Below are 26448 nucleotides of genomic sequence, written 5' to 3'. Positions count from 1 at the left end.
AAGACAATACATTTCAAAAAGGAGCCACAATAGTATGGATTACTTTACGAAATTTGCCGTTCCTCATCCCAGCCCTGCGATTTATGCATCGATGGTTGCCATTGTTCTGACTATGCTCGGGATTATCGGAGGATTGACCTATTATAAAAAATGGGGCTATCTCTGGCGCGAATGGTTAACGACGGTGGATCATAAACGGATTGGGATTATGTATCTCATATCAGCGTTACTGATGCTATTCCGTGGTGGTGCTGATGCGATCATGATGCGTGCCCAAACGGCCGTTCCAGAAAATACGTTGCTAGATGCTCAGCATTATAATGAAATATTCACAACTCATGGGACTGTGATGCTCATCTTTATGGCAATGCCATTCATTTACGCTTTAATGAACTTTGTTGTCCCCTTGCAAATTGGGGCTCGTGATGTAGCGTTCCCACGTTTAAATGCAGTAAGCTTCTGGTTATTCTTCATGGGAGCGATGCTGTTTAACATATCGTTTGTAATTGGAGGTTCTCCTGATGCAGGTTGGTCTGCTTATTTTCCACTGGCAGGTAATGAATTTAGTCCATCGGTAGGTACCAACTATTATGCGCTAGCTCTCCAAATTTCGGGTCTTGGTACATTGATATCCGGTATTAACTTTATCGCTACGATTCTTAAAATGAGAGCACCTGGTATAACGCTTATGAAAATGCCTATGTTTACATGGTCTGCTTTAGTTACAAACGTAATCGTAGTTTTTGCGTTTCCTGTATTAACAGTGGCACTTATCATGATGACAATGGATCGACTATTCGGAACACATTTCTTCGCATCGACGAATGGTGGTATGGATATGCTTTGGGCGAATTTGTTCTGGGTGTGGGGTCATCCTGAAGTGTATATCCTAGTACTTCCAGCATTCGGTGTTTATAGTGAGATTATTTCAACCTTTGCTCGTCGTAATTTGTATGGTTATAAATCAATGGTTGCTTCTATGGTAATCATTTCGCTTCTTTCCTTCTTAGTTTGGACACACCATTTCTTCACAATGGGACAGGGAGCACTAACGAACAGCATTTTCTCTATTACAACAATGGCGATTGCTGTTCCTACAGGGATTAAGATATTTAACTGGCTGTTCACTCTCTGGAAAGGAAAAATTGTTTTTACAGTCCCGATGCTTTATTCATTAGGATTCATTCCGATTTTCTTAATTGGTGGGGTAACTGGGGTTATGCTTGGAATGTCAGCAGCTGACTACCAATATCATAATACGATGTTTTTAGTCGCTCACTTCCACTATGTCATTATACCCGGTGTCGTATTTGCTATGATTGCGGGTCTCACTTACTGGTGGCCAAAAATGTTCGGTTTTATGCTAAATGAAAGAATCGGGAAGTGGGCATTCTGGTTTATCGCCATTAGCTTTAACGTGGCATTCTTTCCGATGTTTCTCTCTGGTTTAGATGGACAGGCCCGACGTATGTACACCTATTCTGAATCAACTGGCTTTGGACCTTTGAACTTTATTTCATTCATTGGAGCACTTGGATTGCTAGTGGGCTTCGTGCTACTTGTTTATAACATTTACTGGAGTATTCGTTATGCTCCAAGAAAGATAAAGGCCGATCCATGGGATGCACGCTCTCTTGAATGGGCAACTCATAATCCAGTACCAGCATATAACTTTGCTATTACACCACAGGCTCAGTCTATTGAAGCATTCTGGGATGCTAAGAAAAAAGGTTATACCTTATTCCAAGGTCCCTATAAAAAAATTCATATGCCAAATAACAGCGGTGCTCCGTTTATTTTGAGCGTTATCTTTTTCATTTGGGGCTTTGCCTTTGTATTTGCAATGTGGAATGTTGTAATCCTTGCAACCATCGGAATCTTTATGTGCTTGACTCACCGATCGTTTGAGCAGGACGATGGTCATTACATCTCGGTTAAAGAAATAGAAGAGACAGAAGAAAAATTGCGAGGTGCAATGAAATGAAAATAGATCACTCACTGCCACTTGAATACAGCACAGAACAAAATTCCTTAAACATTCTAGGATTCTGGATCTTCCTAGGAGCCGAAATTGTACTTTTCGGCACGCTTTTTGCTTCCTATTTCACATTGGTCGATCGCACTGGCAATGGCCCTACTGGAGCCGAAATTTTTGAAATTACTCCCGTGCTAATTGAAACCATCCTGCTTTTAACAAGTAGCTTTATCATCGGTCTTGGCATTCATGCGATGCGTATCGGCAACAAAAAAGCAATGATCACATTTTTTACGATCACATTGCTGCTCGGGCTTGGATTCCTAGGTGTTGAAATCTATGAATTTCTTCATTACGATCACATTGGAGCAGGCTTGCAAACCAGCGCATTTACAGCGATTCTATTAACAACATTGGGAACACATGGAGCGCACGTTTCCTTTGGATTATTCTGGGGATTAAATATCATTATGCAGGTCAGGAAACGAGGATTGACGCCTCAAACAGCGAACAAATCATTCATTTTCTCACTGTACTGGCATTTCCTAGACGTTGTTTGGATCTTCATTTTTAGCTTCGTCTATCTGAAAGGAATGATGCAAACATGAGAGAATTATTCCCACGCAAACAGGTAATGGGCTTTGGATTGTCGATGATTCTTACTGCGTTGGCTTTGACTGTTTATTTCTTTGACATTTCATTTGCAGTCGGGATGACAATTTTGCTTGCAACAGCATTCATTCAAGCTGCCGTACAGCTCGTTGTATTTATGCACACGGGTGAAACAGGAGACAAAATATCAATCTATACCAATCTCTATTACGCATTATTCATAGCGCTTGTTACCGTTTTCGGAACCTTACTATGCATGATCTGGGGTTATCAGTGATCGGTTATAACAAATGAAGTAAAAAGGAGCCTAATCTCGACGGATCGGGCTCCTTTTTCTATTAGAACTCTAGGTTGGTTGATCTGTGGTATCTTACTTCGTTTCCTTCAACCGATAGGTCTCAAAAAATTCCTTTTTGGCGATGCGATATACTTCAGAATAGTCCAGCGGCGATACGAGATAGTCGCCTTCCTTAACGATCATTTTCTCATCCCAAGCTGCAATAAAGTAAAATTCCTGTGTAGGAATCTGAGCTTCTTTTAGCAAGTCGGAGGTTACTTCAATCGCTTTAATTTCACCTACTGCTTGATACTCTTTAAATCCATCTTTTGCTTCGCCGATTTGTTTATATCTTTTAGCAAACTTGTCCGGTTTTAAAATGTACATCTCTTTCGCTTCGGTTTGGTTTTTCACGATCATATCCTTTGCCACGGCTGTATTTTCTGTTTCTACACCATCTTTGGTGATGGTTGCGATTTTTTCGCCTCCAACGGCTTCTTTGGCATAAACGCGAGTAAATTTTTCATAAGTAGACGCTTTTTCTAGTTTAGGCTGTAAAAGAGAAATCATGTCCTGCTGTGCGATAGGGTCATTTTCGGTAGAACGGAGGGGGTCACAAGCAGTTAAAAGAAGCATGAGGGCAAATAATGCAACTACGATTTTTTTCATAGATGTACCTCCTAGTTTATGCTGTCTTTTCAAGACTATCGTAAATGTTGGGAATAAACAATAAGTATCTCGTTACTGTTTTGCTTCTTACCTTGCGATGCATTCATCCAGAAAGTACAATAGGTAATAACTGATAATTCTGATAAAAAATAGTGAGTTTTTTCGTCAAAATCCATTCATGATGAACCAAATGGCATTTGTTTGTTGGCACTAGCGAATATCACACATTAATCTTACGAAGGAGGAAAGCCGATGCTACATCAGGCATGTACCAAATTAGAAGAACTGTACACGGAAATGGTGGACTTACGTCGGGATTTTCATATGTACCCAGAGCTGTCTTTTCAAGAGGTAGAGACAACCAAAAAAATTGCTGCTTATTTGAGAAAGCTTGGTATTGAAGTACAGGAAGGGGTTGGTGGTCGAGGAATTGTTGCTACGATCTATGGAAAAAAACAGAAGAGCTCAGGGGAGCCAGGTAAAACGGTGGCGTTACGAGCGGATTTTGATGCGCTTCCGATTCAGGATGAGAAGCAGGTGGAATATAAGTCAAGGGTTCCTGGGGTCATGCATGCATGTGGACATGATATCCATACAGCGGCTTTATTGGGAACGGCTAAAATTATCAAAGAGTATGAGCATGAACTTAGTGGAACAGTGGTATTAATCTTTCAGCATGCAGAGGAGCTAATTCCAGGTGGGGCGATCTCGATGGTAGAGGATGGTTGCCTGGATGGAGTGGATGTTATTTATGGGGCGCATGTATTCTCAGGACTACCGCTGGGAGTGATTGGCGTACAAGAAGGATATATGCTGGCTGCGGGCGATGAATTTCAAATTGAAATTCAAGGCAAAGGTGGACATGGAGCAAGTCCTCATGAGTGCATTGATCCAGTAGTGATTGGTAGCCAGCTTATTTTGAATTTACAGCAAGTGGTGAGCAGACGTGTAGATCCCTTACAGCCGGCTGTATTAACGATAGGCTCCTTTCAAAGTGGCGCTACTTACAATGTAATTCCAGATACTGCACAGATTCTGGGAACAGTCCGAACATTTAGTGAAGAAACACGTACTAGCATTGAAAAGGAAATGCAACAAATAGTCCAGCATACGGTTGAAGGCGCTGGCGCTACTGTTCAATTTACGTATCGCAAAGGCTATCCGTCTGTCTGGAATGATCCGGCGGAGACCAGGAAAGTGGAGGCTATCGCGAAGCAGCTAGTCGGGAATGAACGAGTCATTCGGGTTCCCCCACAGATGGGTGGTGAGGACTTTGCTTATTATTTGCAGAAAATACCGGGGAATTTTATCGGTGTAGGAGGCGGAAATAGTGAAATAAATGCCACATATCCGCACCACCATCCGATGTTTGATGTGGATGAACGCTCGATGCTACAGATCGGTAAGCTATTTTTGGGCTTACTTGCTGAGCATTTAGTTGTATCTGAAGATGAGGGAGCAGTAAAAACAACATCATGACCAAGAATGGATCAGAGAAAATGTGTAGGGGGAGTCTCTGATGGCATGGGTAACGGTCGTATTTCTATTTGTTTTATACATGATTAACTATCTAGATAAATCGATTGCTGGATATTCCGCTACCCAAATTATTCAGGAGATGACGCTTAGTCCAACACAATGGGGAGTGGTAGGTAGCAGTTTTTTCTGGTTGTTTGCTATTGCTGGTGTCATTGGGGCAGGCGTATCTGACAGGATAGGTACCAAAAAAATGCTGACGATCCTAGCGATTTGCTGGACAGTTATACAAGCTGGCTCACTTGTAATTACGAGCTTACCTATCTTAATAATGGCGAGGGTTCTGCTAGGAATCGGAGAAGGACCTACATGGCCAGTCATTGTTAGTCACATTAGCAAGTGGTTTCCCGCAGAGCGACGTGGCTTTATTTTTGCCTTGTTAACCTTGGGGGCGTCCATTGGTTCTAGTTTGTTTACTCCTGCTTTGGTATCCTCTATTGAACACTGGGGATGGAGATGGGCCTGGGCTGCGTTGGGAGCCGTAAGCCTCGTCTGGGTAATGTTCTGGCTAGTAGGTGGAAAGGATCGTCCGGACGGGAAAGGGGTGTCTGAAAGTCATGTATCGCCAAAGAGTCACTTTGCCCAACTCGCAACAAGCCAGTCTGTAAGTAAATCCTCCGCGTTGCATTGGTCTGATGTCCGTCACATATTATTATCAGCAGACTTCCTATTTTCTTTCCTGCTTTACTTTGCACAGATGTGGGGTGTGACCTTCGTGTTGGTTTGGTTACCAACATATCTAGTGAAAGTAATGAAGCTGAGTTCTATTCAGATGAGCACATCTATCGCCATGATTGGTACAATTGCTGGACTAATCACGTTGCTAGCTTGTATGTTAGCAGACCGTTTGTTTCAAAGAACGAAACTGGTACGCCAATCATATGTAGCAGTCGGCGGTATTGCTGTACTGACAGGCGGTATTTTGTTTAGCCTAGTTCCTTTGTTTCAATCTACGTCAATACTTCTTTGTCTCTTTTGTTTAGGAATAGGATTAACGACAACAGCAGGAAGCCTTGCTTCTGTGATTGGAAGTACACTATTACCTGAGCGAACAGGTCTAATTATGGGGGTTATGTCTGGACTAGTAACGTTGGCAGGTATGATTTCCCCCCTCGTGACAGGAGCCATCGTACAAGCTGCTGGAGCTAATCTGACCAACGGATTTCATCAGGTAGTACTTCTGAATGCGTTTATTTATGTTACTAGTAGTTGGCTGTTCCTCTTGAACGTAAAACGCAAGGAACAGGTCAAATTATCTCATACTGCTGATTGGGAGGGAAAGTAATCATGAATTCAATCATGACCTTCGTAGCTACAGGAGATTATCTTCAAACCAGACGAGTACCCAGCTATCAGGAACCAAGCTTCCAGGAGATTGCAAAGCTTATTGGTCAGGCAGATGTACGCCTGACTAATTTAGAGATGCATGTTTCTTACAATGAAGGTACCCCAAATGCGATTTCTGGCGGTACTCATGTGCAAACAACCCCCGATCGGTTGGAGGATGTAGTGGCATACGGATTTAATGTAGTGGGCACAGCTAACAATCACTCAATGGATTTTTGCCATGATGGCTTGTTACTTACTAACAAATATCTGCGAGACGCTGGACTATTGCACACGGGGATGGGGGCCAATCTGTTTGAAGCTGGCCGGCCTGTCTATTTGGATACCCCTTCAGGGAGAGTAGCGCTTCTTTCTGTGACCTCCTCCTTTCATCAAACCCATCTGGCTTCCGAACAGCGCCGCGACGGGAAAGGGCGTCCCGGTGTGAATGGGCTGAGACATGTGAAAAAACATCTAGTATCGCAAGCCGATTTTGAGGTATTGAAACGAATCGCTAGTCAAACAGAGGTAAATGCTCTATATGAAATGCTGGTGGAAGAGGCATTTCTGTCCCCATTACCAGAAGGAGTTCTACCGTTTGGCTATGATTTGTATGGATATCCTGCCATTTTTTATGCGGGGGAAAAAGAAAAATTGCTCACAATGCCGCATGAGCAGGATATGAAACGTCTGGAAGCCAGCATTGATGATGCAACACGTCAAGCGGATTATGTTATCGTAAGCTTCCACGCTCATGAAATGAAAGGGGCAAATAAGCAGCTTCCCGCTGATTTTGTGGAGATAGCTTCTCGTAGGTTTATTGATGCTGGCGCCCATGCGGTAGTCGGGCACGGGCCACATACGCTACGCGGTATCGAGATTTATCAGAATCGACCGATTTTTTATAGCCTAAGTAATTTTATTTTTCAGGATGAAACCCTGGAAGTGTTACCACAGGAATTTTATGATGCCAATTCATTCCCACAGGATATGAGCATTATGCAGGCCATGGACTCGAAAACAAATCAAGGGACAAAAGGCTTGCTGTCGATTCCTGAGGTCATGGAATCGGTCATCGCTTCATGGAGTATGGAGAATGGTCAAATAAAAGAGATTACCCTGTACCCTATTGAGCTCGGATGTGGAAAAAAACGTCATCAGAATGGTTTTCCTGAGCTAAGTAGGAATGAAGCGATTGTAAAACGAGTAGCAGAGCTATCAAAACCATATGGCACAGAGATTCAGGTTGTGGAGGGGATTGGCGTAGTACATATCACACCAAAAAAAATGGGAATAAAAGTGTAAAGTTTTACAGAAGGATTCAAAAACATGAATTTTATATTTATAATGTAAAGGGAGAGTGTCATGACTCCTATGATATGATAATTTTATCCCTAAAACACCGAATAAGGAGAACGATTATGGAAAAAACACTAATTTTCGGACATAAAAACCCAGACACAGATACGATTTGTTCCGCATTGATTTATGCAGATTTAAAAACAAAATTGGGGGCAAACGTGGAACCAGTTCGTTTAGGCAACATGAACGGAGAAACAGAATTCGTCCTCAAATACTTTAACGTGGAGGCTCCACGCTTAGTAGAAACCGTAGCGACAGAAGCTCAAGATGTTATCCTAGTAGATCACAATGAGCGTCAACAAAGTGCAAACGACATCGATCAGGTTCGCGTGGTTGAGGTTATTGATCATCACCGTATCGCTAACTTTGAGACAAATCACCCACTGTATTTCCGTGCTGAGCCAGTTGGATGCACGACTACTATTTTAAATAAAATGTATAAAGAAAACGGTGTAGAGGTAACGAAAACGATTGCTGGTCTTATGCTTTCTGCAATCATTTCTGACACGCTGTTGCTCAAATCCCCAACTTGCACGGAACAAGATGTGAAAGCAGCTCATGAACTAGCAGCGATTGCTGGAGTTGATTTGCAAGCCTATGGCTTAGAAATGTTAAAAGCAGGTGCAGATCTTAGCGATAAAACAATTAGCCAATTGATTTCTCTTGACTCAAAAGAGTTTGCTATGGGTAATTCCAAAGTGGAAATCGCTCAAGTAAATGCAGTTGATGTGAATGATGTGCTAGTTAATCAGGCTGAAATCGAATCGCATCTAATTGCTATCATTGAAGAAAAAGGGTTAGATTTGTTCCTATTTGTCGTGACAGATATTCTAAATAATGATTCCGTTGGCTTGGCGGTAGGTCGTGCCACTAAGGCTGTAGAGCAAGCATTCAACGTGACTTTAGAAGATAACAAAGCACTTTTAAAAGGTGTTGTATCTCGTAAGAAACAAATTGTACCAGTATTAACAGAAGCATTTAGCAAGATGTAATTCCAAAAAAAAAACATTCATTCAATAAAATCAAGGCTTCCTTCGCGGTGTGATCGATTGATCTCACAGAAAGGAAGCTTTCTTTCATTTGTCGAAAAATATAAAATTTTACATTTTTTGAGATTTTAGTAGCGAATTCTCTGAAATAAATGTAAAATATAGTAAAATATTGATATTTCGTTAAAAAGGAGTGTTTACATGGTCGGGAGTAATCATGTGATGGTGCGATCGATACGGTCGGAAATTGAATATCGCATCAAATCATATAACTACACGCTTAGTAAACTCAGTGAATTGACTAATATCAATGCCGGGCACTTAAGTGGATTCTTAAAAGGAAATCCTATCCGGGCATTAACCATTGATCAATTAAATGCGATTGGACGAGCTTTTGGCGAGCCTACTGGATGGCTGTACGATTTATATGTGGAGGAATGCTTCCAAAGAGGAAAGGTTTCGAAGCGACGAGTTAGACCCTATCTGGTTCAATGTGCAGAATTAGGGAGGCATGACTGTATACAGATGGTGATCCCCCAGTTGTTGGAGGACCCTAAAAACATCGAAGTTCTCTTTGCCGTAGCAGAGCAGCTGTTTTATAAGGGAAAACAGAAGGAATCCGCTTATTTTTACCAGTTGGTGGTTGATAACGAAAAAAATAGCCATTCAGAAAGATCTGTTATCAGTCAATATCGTTTATTTCGAGCGCTACTTGGAAGCAATGCTGAAGAGAATGGAAAAGCTGTTATTCGTTTTGAACCGTTTCGAAAGCGGCTCTCGGAAGGTCATCAATTGGACGCGTTATTGCAGCTAGCCAATGTGAGTTTTACTTTGCATAAGTGGAAAGAAGTAGAGAAATATGCAGACGAGTTAAGAGAGTTGGCTACCTTAGTCTACGAAAATGAACAAAATAAGCAGAAAAGTAATAGAAAAGGTGAACCTCTTAAAACAGAGCGACATTTGGTTGTCTATTATGGACAGGCCTATTTATTAAAATCAGAAGCATTAGAAAAACAAGGCTTGTATAAAAAGGCAAATGAGTACGCTGCTGGTTATGCTGATTTAGGCTGGTTTGAAAATCTTGATGAAGTAGGCCAAAAGGAGGTACAGAAGTTCCACTTATGGGCCCGAGCAAATCGATATACGTTTGACCTACTCATGGGACAATTAGATATTCTTCCAGATTATATTGCTTTCCTTGAGGATAACCCAAAGGAGCTTCTTGCTGGCCTAGTGACCATTGTAGAATCTGCAAATAAATATGATTTTTCAATAGACAACATCCTAGAGAATTTTTCATTAGAGATAGATTGCTTTGATGAATACACAGACACGATTAATGTAGAACGCCATCTTCGGTTCAGGTATCAGTTAGCGATTTACCAGTTCAAAAATGAACGTTTTCATAAAGGAATAGTCGAAACCCTACGATGTCTCACTTTATCTACTACTACGAACGATCACAAGAATTTCATACGCTGCGTAACACTTTTTGAAGCACATAGATATCACGCGACAGAGCAACAGAAACAGGATTATAAAAAAATTATGGAGGAGGTAAGGAATGATGAAAGTCTTTTTGCTTTCGCTAGTAATGATCTTTGGGTTGTGTAGTCAGGTGGCGGATGTAGCAGTGGCAAAGGCAAATGATAGAGTGATTCAATACGATCATGGGATTGGTGGATAAATAAATACTCACTGTCCTTTTTGCACAGAGCACACCTTCTATTAGGAAGGGTGCTTTTTTTTGTGTTCGCAAGAAGGAGATCAGCGAGAAAATATCGATAAAAAAATTTTTATGTTAAAAAATGGGTAAAATAGATTATTTTTACAATATTTCTCAAAATGGGTTTTTTGGGATAATGGGATATAGTGTAAATAAGACATTTGATCTAAAAAGGAGGAGGTCGATATTAAAGATCTAAAAAAGGTAGAGCACGTTCTACTCTATCATAGGAAAAGAACGCCTAGAACGAATCTGAAATACTCTGCCCCTATCAAATCCAGTAGTCCTTTAGCAGGAAAACGTATTCAAAGCTATCAGACTGAGGACGAGTTACACACAGATGCAGAGAATCTTAGAAAAAAATTAGTAGAACTGGTCTGCAAAGAAGGTACATTTTCAAGCCTTGCAGTCTTAGAGATGAGTCAACAATTAGATGAGTATATTGTCCATATGCAGAAAAGGATTAAATCCTACAAACACTAGTGCTTCCTGTTCAGATGTCAGTGATTTCTAAAGCAGTAATAAGACTTTGCCAATGCTTTGCCTACCTTCCATCCATGCATGGCTTGTGCGGTTTCTACAATAGAGGAGTGTTTACCGATTTGAATGTGTATTACTCTACCATAGGAGGCGAGACAATCCATACTTTTTTCGGACACCTCACCGGAAATAGAATCCAGAATAATAGGGGCGCCTTTCCCATCTGTCACATCATGTACCTGTTGTATAAAATTGCAATGATTCGAGCCAATAACATGGTTGGCGCCCACTTCTTGTACGATCGTAGCATTATGCTCACCGCTCACAACCCCATTCACTAGTCCCGTCCCATCCGCATGACCAATTGAAAAGCAGTTGTTCCAATTCCACCGGCTGCCGAATACATAGGCACAATTTCTCCTATTTCAACTCTAGTAACATGCGTAAATAAATGGTAGAGCGTATTTGTTATAGACTCATCAATAAGCGATAGATTTGCATCTCTATTATATATCAGAAAATTCTGGATTAAAAGACAGGCAACACTTCATAATGGGCATTTTGATTATTTACCGCATTGTGGGTAAAGCAAAAGGCCCGTATCTAGTATACGAGCCTACTTGTCATGATTTTTCTGTTTTTGTTCTGCTAGATAAGCTAGAAAACGGACATGCTCTAGTGCTTTTTGCTTATCTTCCTCCGAGAGCTTATCCAATTCAGATAGAAATAGTGCTTCAAAAGCAGAATAAGAGCTGGCCGTTTCTTTGACTAAGTCGGGACGTTTGTTGCCAAAAAGAATGCAATCAGCAGATACTTCTAGTGACTCTGCTAGACGAGAAATATCATCATGATTGGGATTTGTATAGGCTCTTTCCCAGTTAGAAATCACTTGTGATGAAACATTTACCCGAGCGGCCAACTCTTGTTGAGTCCATTTTTTCTGTTTTCGGAGAGCTTTGATTCGTAGTCCGATCGTTGGCATTCTTGTCACCTCTTTACCCAAATAATAACAAGAACTAACGAATTTAGGTAGTTTACTAACGATAATTGAGAGTATGACAAAAAATAACAATTGGAGAAACGAGTTACGTTATTCTAATGGTTATTCATTTTTCATAAAATGCATTTGTTTTCTTGGAGAAACCAAATAACTTATCAGGGATGTACCAATGATCGCGAGGTAAGCAGGAAATGTAATGGAAGCTAAAAGAGATAGACCAAGGTGTTGATATTTTCTCAACAGATATGGAACAAAATGACACTTTTCGTCAACATTCCTAATACAATAAAAAAAACAGTGTTTAGGAGTGAGATGGAAAAATGAATTGGCTTCTCATACTAGGATTTGCTGTCTCATCGAGTCTCGATAATCTCGGTGTAGGAATATCGTACGGCATTCGCAATATTCGCATTGGCTTTCTTTCCAATTGTGTGATTGCTGGTATCTGCTTTATTTTGAGTGAAATCGGGATTTATTTCGGTCAGCTGCTGACAGCTATACTTCCTGGGATACTTCCCGTTTTGATAGGTGCTCTGCTTTTATTCGTTATTGGCGTACGGATTATCTTATTGGCATTCCCACGTAAAGAACAGGTTTTGGCAATATCAAGCGAAGTTGGCGTGAACACCAGAAGCATCAAGGGAATCCTGCAAAATCCTGAAGAGGTGGACTTGGACAAATCAGGAGGAATTGGAGTAGGTGAAGCATTTATTTTGGGAATTGCCCTTGCTGCAAATGCTGTTACCAATGGTCTAAGTGCAGGCCTAATGGGCTTATCTCCGCACGCTATTTCGCTAACTGCGGCGATAGGTAGTTTCATAACACTCTGGGCAGGAGTTGCTTTAGGAAAAAAAGTAGCCTCCATTCGGATTGCTTCTTTCACCTTAGGTCAATTCGGCACCATTATAAGTGGAGTGATGCTTTTGGTGATCGCGGCCAACACTCTGTTGTAACTGATAACAAAACAAGTATGACAAGAAAAGCAACTGCTTGTGGTAAAGCGGTTGCTTTCGTTTTTACGTTACTATTTGATGATCTTTGTCCTGCTTAAAAAAGCTTATTTATGAAAAACGATAGATTCTATATATAGAAAATATAGAGCAACTTTCCTTTGGGAAGTAATTTTATTTTTTTCCCATCGTTACGAAAAGATACTTATGTGGTAAGATGCAGTACATCAGCCGAAAAATTGTACAGGAGGATATTCATGAGTACGATAGAGCCAATTGTATTGACTAAGGGAACACCAGGCGAGATATGTCCTATTGCCAAGACACTCGATGTAATTGGTACGAAGTGGACTTTTTTAATCATTCGAGACCTGCTTATTCAAGGAACGATGAGGTTTAGCGACCTGCTCAAATCAATGAATGGAATTAGTCCCAAAACATTATCACTTCGTCTCAAGGAGCTGGAGATACAAGGGGTAGTAGCAAGAAAGGTGTATCCAGAGGTTCCTCCACGTGTGGAATATACGTTAACGGACAAGGGCAAGCAATTAGAAGGGATTTTTATTGAATTGAAGCGATTTGGACTGACGTTGTAAAATCCGATACATTTTGTCAAGAAAAAGGACCAAAGGGTTCTTTTTTTGTTATCGGGAGAATTTTTGTATAAAAAATTTTAGGCCTCTATACCTTGCTACAACAAAAACTTACGAAAATGTAACTTTGTGAATGAAATATCACTCCTTCAAATCATGAGTGTTTCGAAATAAAATGATCTCAACAAAAAATGTTTTGAAACAGGAGGAGTGACAACATGTTGAATGGTAAAAAAGTTGTGGTTATTGGCGGGAGTTCTGGAATAGGCTTGGAAACGGCTACGCTTGCACTAGCAGAAGGTGCTGATGTTGTCATTGCCAGCCGTTCTGAGGAAAAGCTACAGGAGGCCAAAAAGAAGCTAGGCAAAAATGTAACAACCTATATGTTGGATCTAACACAAGAGATGCAGGTGCAATCCTTCTTCCAGCAAGTAGGTGCACTTGATCATTTAGTTATTACGGCTGCTGAAACCTCTGGTGGTCCATTCCTTGAAATGGAAGTGGGCAAGGCACGTCAATTGTTCGATAACAAATTTTGGGGGCAATACTACGCCGCTAAATATGGAGCACCTAACATAAACGTAGATGGTTCCATTACCTTGTTTTCCGGTGTGGTGGCTTATAAATCTATGATTGGATCGGCTACGCTTGGAGCAGTTAATGCAGCTGTTGCCAACCTGGGTCAAACGTTAGCCTTGGAATTATCTCCTGTGCGCGTGAATGTCGTCTCCCCAGGTATCATTGATACGCCATCACGCAGTAAAATGCCTGAAGAAGCACGTACTAGCTTTTATAAAGATGTGGCAAATAAGCTTCCTGTAAAACGAATAGGACAACCTACAGATGTAGCACAGGGCGTGATGTATTTGCTTCATAATGATTTTGTTACGGGGACCACTCTTCATATCGAAGGTGGGCATATCCTGCTATAACCTGAAATCCCCCTCTCATAGAGGAACAAAGCATGTACCTCTAAGAGAAGGGGATTGGTTGTCTAATCATCAGCTTTCATTACTTATCGAGGGATTTCCCCTTTATCTGCACGAGTTACAAAGTGAGCTAGCTGTGGGATGGCAATGCCGATGAAAATGAAGCTTACACCTATCCATTGCGACACAGAGACAGCTTCTTTTAAAATAAGCACAGATAAAATGACGGTAACAGGTAATTCCGCTGTCGCTAGAATCGTAGCAAGCCCGGAGCCGATTTTTGGAATCCCGATGGAGAAAGCAATCGAAGGGATTACAATACTAAAGGTTCCTAAGGCTAGTGCGTATTTCCATAGACCTTTTTCTAATGTTCCATCATAGAGAAAGGTCGGTGGGAAGACGATGAGTATGAGTACTAATGCACCCGCTATCAGTAATACACTCCGCGGAAATGGCGGAACGTCCACTGCCACTTTTCCACTTACAAAAAGATAACAGGCAAACGAAACAGCTGACAATAATCCGAGGAGGATACCGCTTATTTCAAAGGATTGAACGGATTGATTCAGTAAGCCACCGGAAAGAGCAGTACCGACTAATAAGAATAGTACAGAGATGATTTTTTCTTTTGATGGTAATGTCTTGGTGGAGATTGACTCAATAATGATACCGATCCAGACAAATTGAAATAAGAGAACGATGCCGATAGAAGCGGGGATCGTTTGCAAGGCAGCATAATAACAGATTCCAGTGAAACTAGCTGATGTACCGGCAAAAAATAAAACAATTGCCTTTTTAAGTGGGACTCGCTGTCTAAAAAATAATAACGTCAGTACAAGTAATAAGAGCCATCCCGTTAGATATTGGCTTCCAATTACCTCGCCAAGTGTAAAGCCCATCTGATACGCAAACTTGACAAATATGGCTAATACACCAATGCTACAAGCTCCTGCTAACACAAGAAATGAATAACGAAACAATTCGAGCCTCCGTATAGATGGAAAATTTTAATAGATAAGCTGAGAAGTCTCCCACTTCAAGCGCTACCTAAGTGGTGAGTAGTTCACGCAAGCTTTCTTATGTTGCTACGCTTACCTTCATCTTTTGTAGGCGTGCAATGACCTCTTGCAGCACTTCCATGTCCTTAACAAGTGCAATACGCACATATCCTGCACCACCTGCACCAAATCCACTGCCAGGCGAAAGGAGAATCCCCGCTTGGTCTAAAAGATAGCTTACGAAATTTCGATCGCCCATTTCTTCATACTCGCTAGGAATCTTTGTCCAAAGAAAGAAGGATGCTGGTGACTTTTGAACCTCCCAGCCTAGCTTTTGAAGCTCCGGGACAAAATAATCCATGCGTTCCTGATAGCGTTTCGTCTGCTCAGATGCGTAATATTCCATATGATCAAGTGCATCTATGGCAACACATTGAAATGGTAAGAACATGCCAAAATCAACGTTGAATTTCATCGTTCGTAACCCTTGTAATACGGTTTTATTTCCTAAAGCAAAACCAATACGCCATCCAGCTACGTTACAAGATTTGCTTAAACTATATAACTCAACAGCGACATCCCTTCCCCCAGGTAAGGAAAGAATACTAGGAACCTCAACACCATCATAGGAAATTTCGGCATAAGCTAGATCATGTATGATAACAAAGTTAAATTCCTTTGCAAGAGCAATGACCTCTGCCAAAAAGTCTTTAGATAACACGGTTGCTGTTGGATTTCCCGGTGAACAAAGGACCATCACCTTGGCTTTTTGTAGATCCTCTTTAGAAATTTGTGATAAGTCTGGTAAGAAGGTTTCTTTTTCACATGGAAAATAAATCGGTACGCCGCCCACTAAATGTAAACAGTTCGTATAGACGCTGTAGGAAGGGGAGGGGACAAGAACGCTATCTCCTTCATCTAATAGGGAAGACAGCAGGTAATAAATTCCCTCTTTTGTTCCTAGTACATCTAAAACCTCTGTTTCATCACATAAGCTGACTCCGAATCGACGTGCATAATAAGACGCAACCGCTTTTTTTAGCTTTTTCCCAACGTCTGGAGTAAAATCACCGTAGCCATGATAACTTGGGTTTGAGATGTATTCTTTTAATTTTTCCACTAATTCGGGATTGGGCGGACCATCTGGATTCCCGATTGCTAAGCTAATGACAGGTCTTGTTTGCCTTTGTAATTTCTCCTCAATAAAGCTAAATGCATCTTCTGGCAGGGTTTGGATGTAGGTTTTTGCCATGTATAGGCTCCTTTCCAAGTCATTTTTCTACCTTCCTGAATAAGAGAATTAGCGGATTGGTTTTTCTAAGAGACGATTCTCTACTCCAATTTCTCCTGAAGTCACTTTCATTTCAAATTCATGGATGCATGCTGCTAATTTACTTACAATCTTTGAGATATGATCTTCTGAAAATAAAGACATTGGATATAGTAAGAAAGCAATCTTCATGTTATCTTCTGGATTCACTTTAAATTCTGGTACAATACTAATTAAGGGAAGCTCGCGTCCTTTATTGGTTTCATTCCAACAATATTGAATGAACGTTTTGGCAATTTCGCTAAAATCAAAATGGGAGGAATGTAAGCGGATGCGATTAAATGAAATCGTAAATACTAGCTCCCATCCAAGAGAAGCACGATTAATAACAGAGATACCGCTTACTTTTTCAAGCTCCTCCTTAAATTTTATACGTAGCGTATGTAGCTGGACTAAATATTCCTGAAAACCTACTCTTCCTAATCGGTTCATTGCTACCCAGGCAGCAGCGATGCCACTAGCAGGACGAGAATTTTCAATGGTATAGCGATAGGCGCGGAAGTTACCAAATTCATAGTCGTTTTCTCCATACGTATAGGAACCTTCATTTAAACGATTAAAGCATTCATCCGTTTTGGAAACAAATAAACTTGTTGAGTATGGGCACAAACCATTTTTGTGCATATCCACGCCAAACGAATCAAACCGAGAAACACCTTGCATTTTTTCTACTGCTCGCTTAATTTTGCCACGAATTTCAGGATGTTCGATTTTCTGTTCCCATTCGTTTTCACTTTGTCCCATAAAAGTAAACCACAGCCATCCGATAACACTGTCTAAATGAAAATAGGGAAAATAGGTTTGCTTTGTCTCTGTAAAAACCTGCTCAACACACTGGTAAACCTCATTCGTATCATCACAAGCAAAGTTAATCGTGGTACCACCGCAACAGACAACGGCTGCAATGCGTTTTCCTTTAGCGAGCTGCTCGTGTAGAACCTGTTTTAGCTTGGTTACATCCATGCGCCAATCTTCTGTTGTTCCAATACGAATACATTGATCTGCTCCTAATCCAAGTATGGAACAAACATGCTCAACACAATAGTGTGCTCCTTCATTTGTTACAACCACGAGATCGTTTGGGATGCCTTCACGTCTTGATTCAGGGGCGATTTTTGAAATGGCTGATTTTATTGCGTAGAAAAGTGTTAATTTTCCGCCATTGCAAGAGATACCGTGTGATTGCTCCCAGCCTACTAAACGACCAATGGCTCTGGCTATGCGTTGCTCAAATAAGATCGTTTTGCCACCAAAAGCATCCATTAAACTATTGGAATTGTATAATTGCGTCATTGTTGTTGCTGCTACTGTATCTAACAAAGGTGAGGGAACCATGTTAAAGAGCGAATAGGGTGAGTGTGGACGAATACTGCCTTCAAACATTTCAGCAAGACTCGTAAACACTTCTTCTGTATGTTTCCCTGTTTCCGGCATATAGCTGTTTTCTAGATCTTCTTTATAATGAAATGTTTTTGTAGAAAATTTTGGATTTAGATGATTAGTCGCTTGAAGCTGTTTTTGAAGGAGGGCTGTCTTATTGAATAATGTTTCTACATTATCTTCGTGTGGAAGTAAAAATTCTGTTTCTAGCATTGTGTTTTTTATCATATCGAAACCTCCAGTAAGTACTGCTAACTATCATGTGATTTATAAATCAACAATTTCGATTTTTTATACAAGGGAGATCGTAAGCAATTCATTTTCTTTGTATAAAGTATGTTGGCTTATGTCGTATCCCTCCTATGCTAGGGTAAAGAACGGAATGGTTACATTGTGCTACGCATATAATTTCAACAAATAGGAAAGGGTTATACTATTTGGAATTATATTGTCTATAATATAACCTAAAATAGGTTATTTTGTCGATATTTGTATTTACATATAATGAAATGAATTTATTTCTGTTGAATTATTCTGAATTTTTGTGTTTATCCATGAGATGTATCGACTAGTCTCACGTATAAAAGCCCGCACATAACATGCGAGCTACTTGTCGTGATCCTGTTGTTTTTGATTTGCTACATAACGCAGGTAACGGATGTGTTCCAGCGCCTTTTTCCTATCTTCTTGTGATAGCTGTTCTAATTCAGATAAATATAATGCTTCAAAATCAGAATAGGGGCTAGAAGCCTCTTTAACCAGCTTAGTATGCTTACTGCCAAAAAGGATGTAGTCAGCAGAAACTTCTAATGATTCAGATAGTCGATAAATATCATCATGATTGGGATTCGTGTAAGATCTCTCCCAGTTAGAAATGACTTGTGGTGAGACGTTTACACGAGTAGCCAATTCCTGTTGCGTCCATTTTTTCTTTTTCCGCAGCTCTTTGATTCGTTGACCGATCAATGGCATTCTCGTCACCTCTTTTTAAAATAATATCAGTAACTAACGAATTTAGGTAGTTTACTAACGGAATTTGAGAAAGTGAAGAAAAAAGAGCATTGACAGTAACGTGTTACGTTATTATGATAGAGATATAAGCTCCTAAAAATTGGAATGAGAGGTGCTACATATGGTTCATCAGAATGTCGAGAGAGTCAGGCGGGCAAAAGGAATCACTAAGACGCATTTGGCAAAGATACTAGGACTATCATTACAGGGTTATAGACATATTACGTGCGGGCAGGTGAGGCTTGATGTAGAACGCTTGCAGATAATTGCAAATGTATTAGACGTTGAACCAGGCATTTTTTTTGATGACGAACTAACGGATTCAGTTATAAAATCTATGAACCAATCTAAAACAGCTTGAGAGCGAAAGAATCGTTAGAAATAACGGTAAAAGCTACAAAGGTGGGGAATGGATGGAAGGAACGGCTTTACAATATGAAGCGTTTGGGGAAGGGATGAGAAAACGGAGAAAGGACAGGAAGTTAAGCCTGTCACAGCTATCCAAAATGACTGGAATTAGCAAGGGGGTGATTTCAAAAATAGAGAGTGGGGAAACCCGCAAACCTGAATGGCGGACCATTAAACCGTTAGCTATTTCCCTACAGATTCCGTGGGAAGATGTCATTGGCTACTATGCAGATGTGGAACGGCGCCCCAAGATTTTACTTGATTTGCTCTCCAAATCCATTTCACTACGACAGACTCCACTGATTAAAAAAGTAGCGCTACGTTTTATTCAACTACCGACTGAGGATAGTTATGTGCTCATGGAAAAGTTGTATAAGCGATCCTGTCTGGTTGATGATCTTTCCATCCGATTTACTTTATTCAATTTTATTGTAAGCTACGCAAGGGAAAGAGGTATGCAAGAATACCTAGCTAAAGGCCTTTTGCAAATCTATCTGGCACAACGGCAGGATTTAAAACAACTGGAAGAATCCTTTCAAATCGGAGAGGAGGTGTTGCATTACATTGTGTTTTTGACGCAGGAGGAAAGGATTGATTTCCTTTACAAATTAGCCCTGCAAGCTTATGCATTAAAGAAGTACGAAAAATGTATCGCTCTTAGTAAAGCAGGGATTCGAGAGGATCAAGGCAGTAGCGAGTTTAAAGCGAGAGGCTACCTAGCTATGATTAATTCCCTGTCACGTTTAGGGCGATACGAGGCTGTAGAGCGGCACCTAGAGCAATTTCAACAGCTTCCCTATTCATTTGTAACAGAGGCTGCATTGCTAACAAGAGCTATTTTACACGCAAGGAGACAGGAGTATCAGTTTGCTATTCCCTTACTCCAAGAGTGTTTAGTCACAGGCAGTCCGTCTTCCAAAATTCATGTGGTAAATGAGCTTCTGGATATCTTCCTTACCACCAATAATGTGAAAGCCTGCGAGGAGCTATTTCATCAAGAAAAAGAATGGCTGTATATGAACTTGCAAACACCTTACAAGCATTTAGCGGTAGGGAAATATTATCGGTTTAAAGGATTTCATCAAATCAAGGTTGGTCACGTGGACGAGGGACTTGAGAGTTACAGTAAGAGTCTGCTTGTCTATGCAAAACTAAATGCCTTTTCCGAAATGAATGAATGCATCAATGATATTCTGACACATTTTGTAGCTTGCTCCAAAGCCATTACTGTAGAGCAAATGGAACAATTGCAACGCGTGTATCAACAAATTGTTTCTGAACACTATCAGATTAAGGGGGGCGTAATTTATGAAAAAAGCAATAGGAATGCTTCTAATGTCTGTAACGATGCTTGTGACTGTCACGCTTACTGACTCTGTGGCTCAAACACAAAGCGGGACAAGTCATCAGGTTCAACCATATGACTATGATCCAGGGTATTAAAAACCTGGGCTATGTAAAGCCGTAAATCAATGGAACACAGGAGCGTTTACTAAATAGCGCTCCTGTGTAAAAAAGCAATAAACGTATGGACGTTTCGGGTTATAAGGATATGCTGTACGGAAATCTAAGTGGAAAAGACCAGCCGTTTCCAGCTATCTAAGGTCCGAATAGTCCGTTCCTATTCTAAAGAAGCGCAGGAGAAAACGAAAGTAGCCTACAAATAGATATGATTGTTTAAAAGGAGTGATTACATGATTGATCGTAATCATGTTAGGGCGCGATCCATACGTACGGAAATTGAACATCGTCTCCAATTACATGACTACACCCTTAGCAAACTAAGTGAATTATCTCATATCAATAATGGACATTTAAGTGGTTTTTTAAATGGGAATCCTTCCAGGACATTAACGGTTGCACAACTAGATTCAATCGCAAATGTTTTTAATGAACCTCCTGGTTGGCTGTATGACTTGTATATAGATGAGTGTTTTCCAAGAGGAAGGGTATCAAGGAGAAGAGTATGTCCCTATTTAATTAGATGTGCTGAGATTGGTAGACATGACTGCATTCAGCCAGTTGTCTCAGCTTTATTGGAGCAGCGCAAAAACATAGAAATTCTCTTTTATGTAGCTGAGCAGTTATTTCAAAATGGGAAGCAGGAAGAAGCAAATTACTTTTATCAGTTAGTGATTGATAACGAGAAGGATAGTTATTCGGACCGATTTATTATGAGTCAATATCGCTTATTCCGATCCATACAGGAAACCGATATGGAGGAAAATTGGAAGGCTGTTATCCGATTTGAAACTTATCGAAAAAGACTATCCGAGCGTCATCAGTTGGATGCACTTCTACAGCTTGCTAATGTATGTTTTACATTACATAAGTGGAAAGAAGTGGAGAAGTACGGAGATGAATTAAGGAAATTAGCTACTCTGGTTTATCAAAATGAACTTTTCAAGCTGAAGAATAATCGAGTTTATCAGCCGCTTAGAACCGAGCGTCATTTGGTTGTTTATTATGGGCAAGGATATCTTTTAAAGGCCGTATCTTTGGAAAAGCAAGGGCTATTTGAGCAAGCCAAGGAATTTGTTTCTGGTTATGCTGATCTGAGCTGGTTTGAACTACTTGACGAGTCTGGACAAGCAGAAGTCGAAAAATTCAACCTTTGGGCTACAGCAAACCTGTATACACTAGATATGCTCATGGGAAATACAAGTGTTATTACCGACTATATCAAATTCCTTGAAGATCATCCTACGGAAATCTTATCCGGCGTAGTGACAATCATGAAATCAGCCAATCAGCATGGTTTTTTAATAGATCATCTATTAGAGAAATTTTCGGCAGAAATACGTTCTTTTGAAGACTCCCATGATCCAATTAGCGTAGATCGACATCTACGGTTCCGATATGATTTGGCTATTTACCATTTTCAAAATGAACGGTTTGAGAGTGGAATAATAGATACCCTCCGATGTCTCGATTTGTCCATCGTGATGAATAATCAAAAGAAGTTCATCCAATGCGTAACACTTTTTGAAGCATATAGATATCACGCCACAGATCAGCAAAAAAGAGAGTATAAAAAATGGATGGAGGAGGTGAGAAATGATGAAGGGATTTTTGCTATCGCTAGTAATGGCTTTTGGAGTGTTTAGTCAAGCGGCAGATGTAGAAGTAGCAAAAGTAGAACATACAGTAACTCCCTATGAACATGGAGTAGGTGGTTGATTCTTGTTTTTCATTTTGAAGCACTCCTCATACATAAGGAGTGCTTTTTTATTTATGTAACCCACTTGTTTATCATATGATGAGATGTATCTTTATTCTTTTACGACACCAAGCACAAATCCGTCATAACCTTTGCTCCCCACAGTTTGGATAGCTGTTGATTCAATGCGGGGTTCAGAAGATAGTAAGTCAATGAATTGTCGAATGCCTTGAATACGATCGTCTTCGCTCTCAGGATGAATCACTTCTCCATCACGTACCACATTATCTCCAAGAATAATGGCCCCCGGATTGCAAAGCTTCAAAGCCCATTGTAAATAATGCGGATTGTTTTGTTTATCGGCATCAATAAATATCATATCGAAGCCCGTCATCCCTTTTTCTTGAAGGGTAGGAAGTGTTTCTAGTGCGGGGCCTACAAGAATGCTTACTTTTTCAGCGAGTCCCGCTTTTTTTACATTCTCTTCAGCAATATGAGCGAACGATTGTTCATATTCGAGTGAAATAAGTTGACCATCTTGAGGTAGGGCACGAGCAAGCCAAATACTGCTGTATCCACCAAGTGTTCCTATTTCCAAGATTTTCTTTGCTCCTCTTATCTTTGCGAGTAAGTACAGTAGCTTCCCTTGGTTAGGTGCAACATCAATAGCAGGCATGCCAGCTTTAGCATTTGCTTGGAGAACCTCATCCAGAATTGGATCAGATGGGAGTAGCATACTGTTGAAATACTGGTCAACCTCAGCCCATTTTTTAGGTGATTCCATGTAAATCCTCCTCCTTTAATTTAAAAGCAGCAATTTATATACCCTGAATATGCTCCTAGTGTAATACAGGATAAAGAATAAATCGAATAAAAAGAGATTTTTTTTTGAATTGTTCGTCGTATATAAGTAAACAGGCAAAAAATCAGGAATGTCTCGTACATCTTTGAAGATTGGAGGTTGGGAATGCAGGACGATAAAAGGATCATTGAGCAGGTTCTCCAAGGCAATAAAGAAGCATACGCAGAGCTTATTGATAGATATCAGACAAAGATATTTTTTATCCTAAAAAAAAATGCTAGGTCACTGGCAAAATCACCAAGGAAGCTAGCATTGTGATAGAGGGTACTTTGGCGAAAGATATTGTCTATGTGGATGAATGGGAGGCAAAAGACGAAAAGGGCAATACGTATATTGCTGTGTTTGACAGGGGATTAAGTCGAAATTCGAATGGACATGTTGTGATGAGTGGGGAATTGAAGATTCAACAACTAAAAAAACGCCCTAAATAGCTGTAAACCTGATTTGATAAGCTTTGTTGGTTTAACACTACAAAAAAGGCGCTCATTACAAGCGCCTTTTTCTCTTCCTATTGACCAATAATAATCCGCTCTTTCGGATAGTGATAACGAACAGATGGAGCATCCTTTTTTAAGAATAGTAGCAGGTTGATAATCCCAATCCGTCCAATCACCATCATGATGATGAGAATTAGTTTACCAGGTGTGCTTAATTCCGAAGTAATTCCCATCGATAATCCAGTTGTACCAAAGGCTGAACAGACCTCAAATAGAATGGCCTGTATCGATAAGTCCTCGAACCATACCATGAAAATAACAGCTGTGAACACCATTATGATCGCGACAAAAAACACCATAAACGATTTGAGAACATCTTCTTGGACTAGCTCACGACCAAACACTTTTACATCCTTTTGTCCGCGCATATAAGTATACACGGTTGCAATTAGGACGAAGAACGTGGTCGTACGAATCCCACCCCCCACACTGCTAGGAGAGGCCCCAATAAACATCATGCCAGATAGCATAACAAGGGTAGGGATGGACAGCAGGCCGATATCCATTGTGGCTAAGCCACCGCTTCGTGTGGAAACAGATTGGAACAGGGAGTAAAAAAGTGCTTCATGCCAGCTTTTATTCTGTAGAAAGGCATCCTTTTCAAAAAAGTAAAAGAGTATTGTCCCAACCACGATCAGTGTAAAGAAAGTCAAGGTTGTTACCTTCGTGAATAAGGAAAACGTAAATCGATATTGTCCCTTTCGATGGGTTGCATAGCTAACCAGCTCGATCAGCACAGGAAAACCAATCGCACCACAAATGATAAGGATCATATTCACGCTCTGAACAAAATAATCTCCCGAAAAGCTTACTAAAGAATTACCGAAGATATCGAATCCAGCATTGGTAAATGCACTAATGGAAACAAAGTAGCCATAATAATAGGCGGTATACCAATCAGTCTGATAGCCAGTCCAAAAAAAATAACTGCCTAGCAATAAGGTACCGATTAGCTCAATTAAGATGGTTAGCAATAAAATACTTCGTGTCAATTTAACCAATCCCGATAGAGTGGGACGATTGTGATCCGTAGCAATCCATTTTCTTTGTTCTAAGCCAATTCGTTGTCCAAGCATCATCCACAAAAAGGTACCTAAGGTCATAATGCCGATCCCACCTATTTGAAAAAACAAGGTGAGTAAAATAATTCCACTCTGATTAAACACTTCACTAATTTGGATGACGGTTAGACCCGTTACGCTAATCGCACTGGCTGCAGTAAATAAAGAATCGACAAAGGATAAAGATACGCCAGGCTGGTGAAAGATGGGTAACCAGAGAAGTAATGCAGCGAGGATAACACTGCTAAGATAAAACATTACGATAATTTGTACGGAGCTTAAGCGCCGTTTTTTATAAGAGAGCAGCAACTCGCTTACCTCCTGAGTAAGTAATACAGGTAATTCTACCGAAAAATATTGTAACAAGCAAAAAGAGTTTTTAACAGTGCAAAAAAAAAGAAGCCTCTCTATTTAAGAAGAAAAAGAGGGCTTCTCATGATCATCAAATCTCTACCATTATTGTGGATTCGTTGTCCAAATACCAGAGGTTTTAATGAATACACGCTCAGGCAAACGCAGGGTGGCTAAAGCTAGTTCCGCTACATCCTCTGGCTGCATCATGTGGTCGTCTGCACCAATTTTTAGCCCAGCATTGACAGCTAGTTCGGTGTTTACTGTACTTGGAGTCAGCGCTGTGACACGAATGTTGTGTTTGCGAACCTCTTGCAATACAGATTCTGTAAAGCCCATCACAGCGAATTTCGAGGCGCAGTACGCGGAGCCTGTTGCAAAACCACGTTCTCCAGCTGTAGAAGCTACATTGATGATATTTCCACTATTTTGGGCGATCATATCTGGTAATGCAGCGTATGTCATGTAGTAGGTTCCAAACAAATTCACGGAAACGATACGCTCCCACTCTTCTGGGGACATATCTGTGACTGCACCGAAAGTAGCAGTACCAGCATTATTAATCAGGATGTCGATAGAACCAAGCTCTGCTTTTATTTTGGCATATGCTGCTTCGACATCGCTGCGTTTTGAGATATCAGCCGTTGCAATACTAACTGTAATACCGTAGGTTTTCGCAAGCTCAGTAGCCAACTCCTTCAGATCAGATTCTGTGCGGGCTACCAGACCTAGATGGGTTCCTTCTTTTGCCAAAGCGAAGGCAATGGCACGTCCAATTCCTTTTCCTGCCCCTGTAAGTAACGCTTTTTTTCCTTGAAAGTCCATGTTGGCAATCCTCCCATTTTTAACTTGTTATAACTGATGATAAGTAAAAGCCTTTTGTTATGTCAATTTTGTAAGTGCAACTAGTTGTTATAGCTGGATAAAAAGCATGATACACTATAATCCATGAGCCCATTATACACG

Annotated in this window: 28 protein-coding genes; 18 read left to right on the top strand and 10 right to left on the bottom strand. The window is 40.5% G+C overall.

Going from position 1 to position 26448, the window contains the following annotated elements; all coding sequences use genetic code 11:
• Positions 1-34: 34 nt before the first annotated feature.
• The 3 genes from qoxB to qoxD are packed head-to-tail and all read left to right on the top strand — an operon-like array spanning position 35 to position 2864.
• Positions 35-1984, top strand: coding sequence for a cytochrome aa3 quinol oxidase subunit I (qoxB, locus tag ACQV1I_RS19190; RefSeq protein ID WP_116334877.1), 1950 nt, complete (start codon positions 35-37; stop codon positions 1982-1984).
• Entirely contained in the window at positions 1981-2583 is a 603-nt protein-coding gene (gene qoxC / locus ACQV1I_RS19185; RefSeq protein ID WP_116334876.1) for a cytochrome aa3 quinol oxidase subunit III, read from the top strand. The genes qoxB and qoxC overlap by 4 nt, the downstream gene beginning before the upstream one ends.
• Positions 2580-2864, top strand: coding sequence for a cytochrome aa3 quinol oxidase subunit IV (gene qoxD, locus ACQV1I_RS19180; protein ID WP_094700836.1), 285 nt, complete (start codon positions 2580-2582; stop codon positions 2862-2864). Before qoxC ends, qoxD begins: the two co-directional genes overlap by 4 nt.
• 93 nt (positions 2865-2957) lie before the next feature.
• Here the strand turns inward: qoxD and ACQV1I_RS19175 are convergent, their stop codons facing one another.
• Positions 2958-3533, bottom strand: a complete 576-nt coding sequence (locus tag ACQV1I_RS19175; RefSeq protein WP_104032258.1) for a hypothetical protein — start codon at positions 3531-3533, stop codon at positions 2958-2960.
• A gap of 252 nt (positions 3534-3785) precedes the next feature.
• On the opposite strand from ACQV1I_RS19175, the gene ACQV1I_RS19170 reads away from it, so the two are divergent.
• From ACQV1I_RS19170 to ACQV1I_RS19140, 7 genes are all read left to right on the top strand, one after another.
• Positions 3786-5012 (top strand): M20 metallopeptidase family protein, encoded by a 1227-nt coding sequence (locus ACQV1I_RS19170; protein WP_116334875.1) that lies wholly within the window; start codon positions 3786-3788, stop codon positions 5010-5012.
• A 40-nt stretch (positions 5013-5052) separates the two neighbouring features.
• Positions 5053-6354 (top strand): MFS transporter, encoded by a 1302-nt coding sequence (locus tag ACQV1I_RS19165; RefSeq protein ID WP_438769664.1) that lies wholly within the window; start codon positions 5053-5055, stop codon positions 6352-6354.
• A 2-nt stretch (positions 6355-6356) separates the two neighbouring features.
• Positions 6357-7700 carry a CapA family protein gene (locus tag ACQV1I_RS19160; protein WP_116334873.1) on the top strand — a complete coding sequence of 448 codons (1344 nt, stop codon included), beginning with the start codon at positions 6357-6359 and terminating at the stop codon, positions 7698-7700.
• 116 nt (positions 7701-7816) lie between these two features.
• A complete protein-coding gene (locus tag ACQV1I_RS19155) occupies positions 7817-8749 on the top strand; it encodes a manganese-dependent inorganic pyrophosphatase (RefSeq protein WP_094700840.1) in 933 nt (310 codons plus the stop codon).
• A gap of 198 nt (positions 8750-8947) precedes the next feature.
• On the top strand, positions 8948-10360 hold the full coding sequence (locus ACQV1I_RS19150; RefSeq protein ID WP_116334872.1) for a DNA-binding protein: 1413 nt from the start codon (positions 8948-8950) through the stop codon (positions 10358-10360).
• Positions 10311-10433 carry a hypothetical protein gene (locus ACQV1I_RS19145; RefSeq protein ID WP_255193678.1) on the top strand — a complete coding sequence of 41 codons (123 nt, stop codon included), beginning with the start codon at positions 10311-10313 and terminating at the stop codon, positions 10431-10433. The genes ACQV1I_RS19150 and ACQV1I_RS19145 overlap by 50 nt, the downstream gene beginning before the upstream one ends.
• Positions 10434-10658: 225 nt before the next feature.
• Positions 10659-10955, top strand: a complete 297-nt coding sequence (locus ACQV1I_RS19140) for an aspartyl-phosphate phosphatase Spo0E family protein (RefSeq protein WP_308470847.1) — start codon at positions 10659-10661, stop codon at positions 10953-10955.
• A 17-nt stretch (positions 10956-10972) separates the two neighbouring features.
• Here ACQV1I_RS19140 and ACQV1I_RS19135 read toward each other — a convergent pair whose 3' ends face one another.
• A complete protein-coding gene (locus ACQV1I_RS19135; protein ID WP_161555118.1) occupies positions 10973-11290 on the bottom strand; it encodes a zinc-binding dehydrogenase in 318 nt (105 codons plus the stop codon).
• A gap of 278 nt (positions 11291-11568) precedes the next feature.
• The gene (locus ACQV1I_RS19130) at positions 11569-11934 is read right to left on the bottom strand and encodes a helix-turn-helix domain-containing protein (protein ID WP_094700843.1); all 366 of its coding nucleotides are present in this window, start codon (positions 11932-11934) and stop codon (positions 11569-11571) included.
• Between the two features lie 338 nt (positions 11935-12272).
• Here ACQV1I_RS19130 and ytaF point away from each other — a divergent pair, with 338 nt between their 5' ends.
• The 3 genes from ytaF to ACQV1I_RS19115 all read left to right on the top strand — a co-directional run bounded on the left by ytaF (position 12273) and on the right by ACQV1I_RS19115 (position 14427).
• Positions 12273-12905, top strand: a complete 633-nt coding sequence (gene ytaF, locus ACQV1I_RS19125) for a sporulation membrane protein YtaF (protein ID WP_094700844.1) — start codon at positions 12273-12275, stop codon at positions 12903-12905.
• A gap of 254 nt (positions 12906-13159) precedes the next feature.
• Positions 13160-13498 (top strand): winged helix-turn-helix transcriptional regulator, encoded by a 339-nt coding sequence (locus ACQV1I_RS19120; RefSeq protein ID WP_116334870.1) that lies wholly within the window; start codon positions 13160-13162, stop codon positions 13496-13498.
• A 215-nt stretch (positions 13499-13713) separates the two neighbouring features.
• Positions 13714-14427: an SDR family oxidoreductase gene (locus tag ACQV1I_RS19115; protein WP_116334869.1), complete on the top strand. Its 714-nt coding sequence runs from the start codon at positions 13714-13716 to the stop codon at positions 14425-14427.
• A gap of 83 nt (positions 14428-14510) precedes the next feature.
• Here the strand turns inward: ACQV1I_RS19115 and ACQV1I_RS19110 are convergent, their stop codons facing one another.
• From ACQV1I_RS19110 to ACQV1I_RS19095, 4 genes are all read right to left on the bottom strand, one after another.
• Positions 14511-15404, bottom strand: coding sequence for an EamA family transporter (locus ACQV1I_RS19110; protein WP_018674348.1), 894 nt, complete (start codon positions 15402-15404; stop codon positions 14511-14513).
• Between the two features lie 97 nt (positions 15405-15501).
• Positions 15502-16674 (bottom strand): pyridoxal phosphate-dependent aminotransferase, encoded by a 1173-nt coding sequence (locus ACQV1I_RS19105; RefSeq protein ID WP_116334868.1) that lies wholly within the window; start codon positions 16672-16674, stop codon positions 15502-15504.
• Positions 16675-16722: 48 nt separating this feature from the next.
• Entirely contained in the window at positions 16723-18360 is a 1638-nt protein-coding gene (locus tag ACQV1I_RS19100) for a pyridoxal phosphate-dependent decarboxylase family protein (protein ID WP_116334867.1), read from the bottom strand.
• Positions 18361-18738: 378 nt separating this feature from the next.
• The gene (locus ACQV1I_RS19095) at positions 18739-19104 is read right to left on the bottom strand and encodes a helix-turn-helix domain-containing protein (RefSeq protein WP_116334866.1); all 366 of its coding nucleotides are present in this window, start codon (positions 19102-19104) and stop codon (positions 18739-18741) included.
• A gap of 160 nt (positions 19105-19264) precedes the next feature.
• On the opposite strand from ACQV1I_RS19095, the gene ACQV1I_RS19090 reads away from it, so the two are divergent.
• From ACQV1I_RS19090 to ACQV1I_RS19075, 4 genes are all read left to right on the top strand, one after another.
• Positions 19265-19504: a helix-turn-helix domain-containing protein gene (locus ACQV1I_RS19090; RefSeq protein WP_018674344.1), complete on the top strand. Its 240-nt coding sequence runs from the start codon at positions 19265-19267 to the stop codon at positions 19502-19504.
• Positions 19505-19556: 52 nt separating this feature from the next.
• Positions 19557-20924: a helix-turn-helix domain-containing protein gene (locus tag ACQV1I_RS19085; protein WP_116334865.1), complete on the top strand. Its 1368-nt coding sequence runs from the start codon at positions 19557-19559 to the stop codon at positions 20922-20924.
• A gap of 321 nt (positions 20925-21245) precedes the next feature.
• Complete coding sequence (locus tag ACQV1I_RS19080; protein ID WP_104066730.1) at positions 21246-22658, top strand: DNA-binding protein; 1413 nt, start codon at positions 21246-21248, stop codon at positions 22656-22658.
• Entirely contained in the window at positions 22609-22731 is a 123-nt protein-coding gene (locus ACQV1I_RS19075) for a hypothetical protein (RefSeq protein WP_255193680.1), read from the top strand. The genes ACQV1I_RS19080 and ACQV1I_RS19075 overlap by 50 nt, the downstream gene beginning before the upstream one ends.
• Positions 22732-22823: 92 nt before the next feature.
• Here the strand turns inward: ACQV1I_RS19075 and ACQV1I_RS19070 are convergent, their stop codons facing one another.
• Positions 22824-23495, bottom strand: a complete 672-nt coding sequence (locus tag ACQV1I_RS19070) for an O-methyltransferase (RefSeq protein ID WP_094700851.1) — start codon at positions 23493-23495, stop codon at positions 22824-22826.
• 332 nt (positions 23496-23827) lie between these two features.
• Between ACQV1I_RS19070 and ACQV1I_RS19065 the strand changes: the two genes are divergently transcribed.
• Positions 23828-24004 (top strand): hypothetical protein, encoded by a 177-nt coding sequence (locus tag ACQV1I_RS19065; RefSeq protein WP_201747434.1) that lies wholly within the window; start codon positions 23828-23830, stop codon positions 24002-24004.
• 77 nt (positions 24005-24081) lie between these two features.
• Here ACQV1I_RS19065 and ACQV1I_RS19060 read toward each other — a convergent pair whose 3' ends face one another.
• Positions 24082-25440, bottom strand: coding sequence for a TrkH family potassium uptake protein (locus ACQV1I_RS19060; RefSeq protein ID WP_094700852.1), 1359 nt, complete (start codon positions 25438-25440; stop codon positions 24082-24084).
• 147 nt (positions 25441-25587) lie between these two features.
• Positions 25588-26307, bottom strand: a complete 720-nt coding sequence (locus tag ACQV1I_RS19055; RefSeq protein WP_094700853.1) for a 3-ketoacyl-ACP reductase — start codon at positions 26305-26307, stop codon at positions 25588-25590.
• Positions 26308-26448 lie beyond the last annotated feature (141 nt).

The organism is Brevibacillus sp. JB24b, assembly GCF_051713385.1.
Taxonomy (GTDB): Bacteria; Bacillota; Bacilli; order Brevibacillales; family Brevibacillaceae; genus Brevibacillus_B; species Brevibacillus_B laterosporus.
Note: the sequence above shows the minus strand (reverse complement) of the source record. Positions and strands in the feature narration are given on the sequence as shown.

Coding starts and splice junctions, on each gene's coding strand:
- ACQV1I_RS19145 (WP_255193678.1), top strand. CDS start 10,311: ATGATGAAAGTCTTTTTGCTTTCGCTAGTAATGATCTTTGGGTTGTGT.
- qoxB (WP_116334877.1), top strand. CDS start 35: ATGGATTACTTTACGAAATTTGCCGTTCCTCATCCCAGCCCTGCGATT.
- ACQV1I_RS19120 (WP_116334870.1), top strand. CDS start 13,160: ATGAGTACGATAGAGCCAATTGTATTGACTAAGGGAACACCAGGCGAG.
- ACQV1I_RS19115 (WP_116334869.1), top strand. CDS start 13,714: ATGTTGAATGGTAAAAAAGTTGTGGTTATTGGCGGGAGTTCTGGAATA.
- qoxD (WP_094700836.1), top strand. CDS start 2,580: ATGAGAGAATTATTCCCACGCAAACAGGTAATGGGCTTTGGATTGTCG.
- ACQV1I_RS19085 (WP_116334865.1), top strand. CDS start 19,557: ATGGAAGGAACGGCTTTACAATATGAAGCGTTTGGGGAAGGGATGAGA.
- ACQV1I_RS19090 (WP_018674344.1), top strand. CDS start 19,265: ATGGTTCATCAGAATGTCGAGAGAGTCAGGCGGGCAAAAGGAATCACT.
- ACQV1I_RS19100 (WP_116334867.1), bottom strand. CDS start 18,360: ATGATAAAAAACACAATGCTAGAAACAGAATTTTTACTTCCACACGAA.
- ACQV1I_RS19055 (WP_094700853.1), bottom strand. CDS start 26,307: ATGGACTTTCAAGGAAAAAAAGCGTTACTTACAGGGGCAGGAAAAGGA.
- ACQV1I_RS19170 (WP_116334875.1), top strand. CDS start 3,786: ATGCTACATCAGGCATGTACCAAATTAGAAGAACTGTACACGGAAATG.
- ACQV1I_RS19130 (WP_094700843.1), bottom strand. CDS start 11,934: ATGCCAACGATCGGACTACGAATCAAAGCTCTCCGAAAACAGAAAAAA.
- ACQV1I_RS19105 (WP_116334868.1), bottom strand. CDS start 16,674: ATGGCAAAAACCTACATCCAAACCCTGCCAGAAGATGCATTTAGCTTT.
- ACQV1I_RS19095 (WP_116334866.1), bottom strand. CDS start 19,104: ATGCCATTGATCGGTCAACGAATCAAAGAGCTGCGGAAAAAGAAAAAA.
- ACQV1I_RS19165 (WP_438769664.1), top strand. CDS start 5,053: ATGGCATGGGTAACGGTCGTATTTCTATTTGTTTTATACATGATTAAC.
- ACQV1I_RS19160 (WP_116334873.1), top strand. CDS start 6,357: ATGAATTCAATCATGACCTTCGTAGCTACAGGAGATTATCTTCAAACC.
- qoxC (WP_116334876.1), top strand. CDS start 1,981: ATGAAAATAGATCACTCACTGCCACTTGAATACAGCACAGAACAAAAT.
- ACQV1I_RS19175 (WP_104032258.1), bottom strand. CDS start 3,533: ATGAAAAAAATCGTAGTTGCATTATTTGCCCTCATGCTTCTTTTAACT.
- ACQV1I_RS19150 (WP_116334872.1), top strand. CDS start 8,948: ATGGTCGGGAGTAATCATGTGATGGTGCGATCGATACGGTCGGAAATT.
- ACQV1I_RS19070 (WP_094700851.1), bottom strand. CDS start 23,495: ATGGAATCACCTAAAAAATGGGCTGAGGTTGACCAGTATTTCAACAGT.
- ACQV1I_RS19080 (WP_104066730.1), top strand. CDS start 21,246: ATGATTGATCGTAATCATGTTAGGGCGCGATCCATACGTACGGAAATT.
- ACQV1I_RS19075 (WP_255193680.1), top strand. CDS start 22,609: ATGATGAAGGGATTTTTGCTATCGCTAGTAATGGCTTTTGGAGTGTTT.
- ACQV1I_RS19155 (WP_094700840.1), top strand. CDS start 7,817: ATGGAAAAAACACTAATTTTCGGACATAAAAACCCAGACACAGATACG.
- ytaF (WP_094700844.1), top strand. CDS start 12,273: ATGAATTGGCTTCTCATACTAGGATTTGCTGTCTCATCGAGTCTCGAT.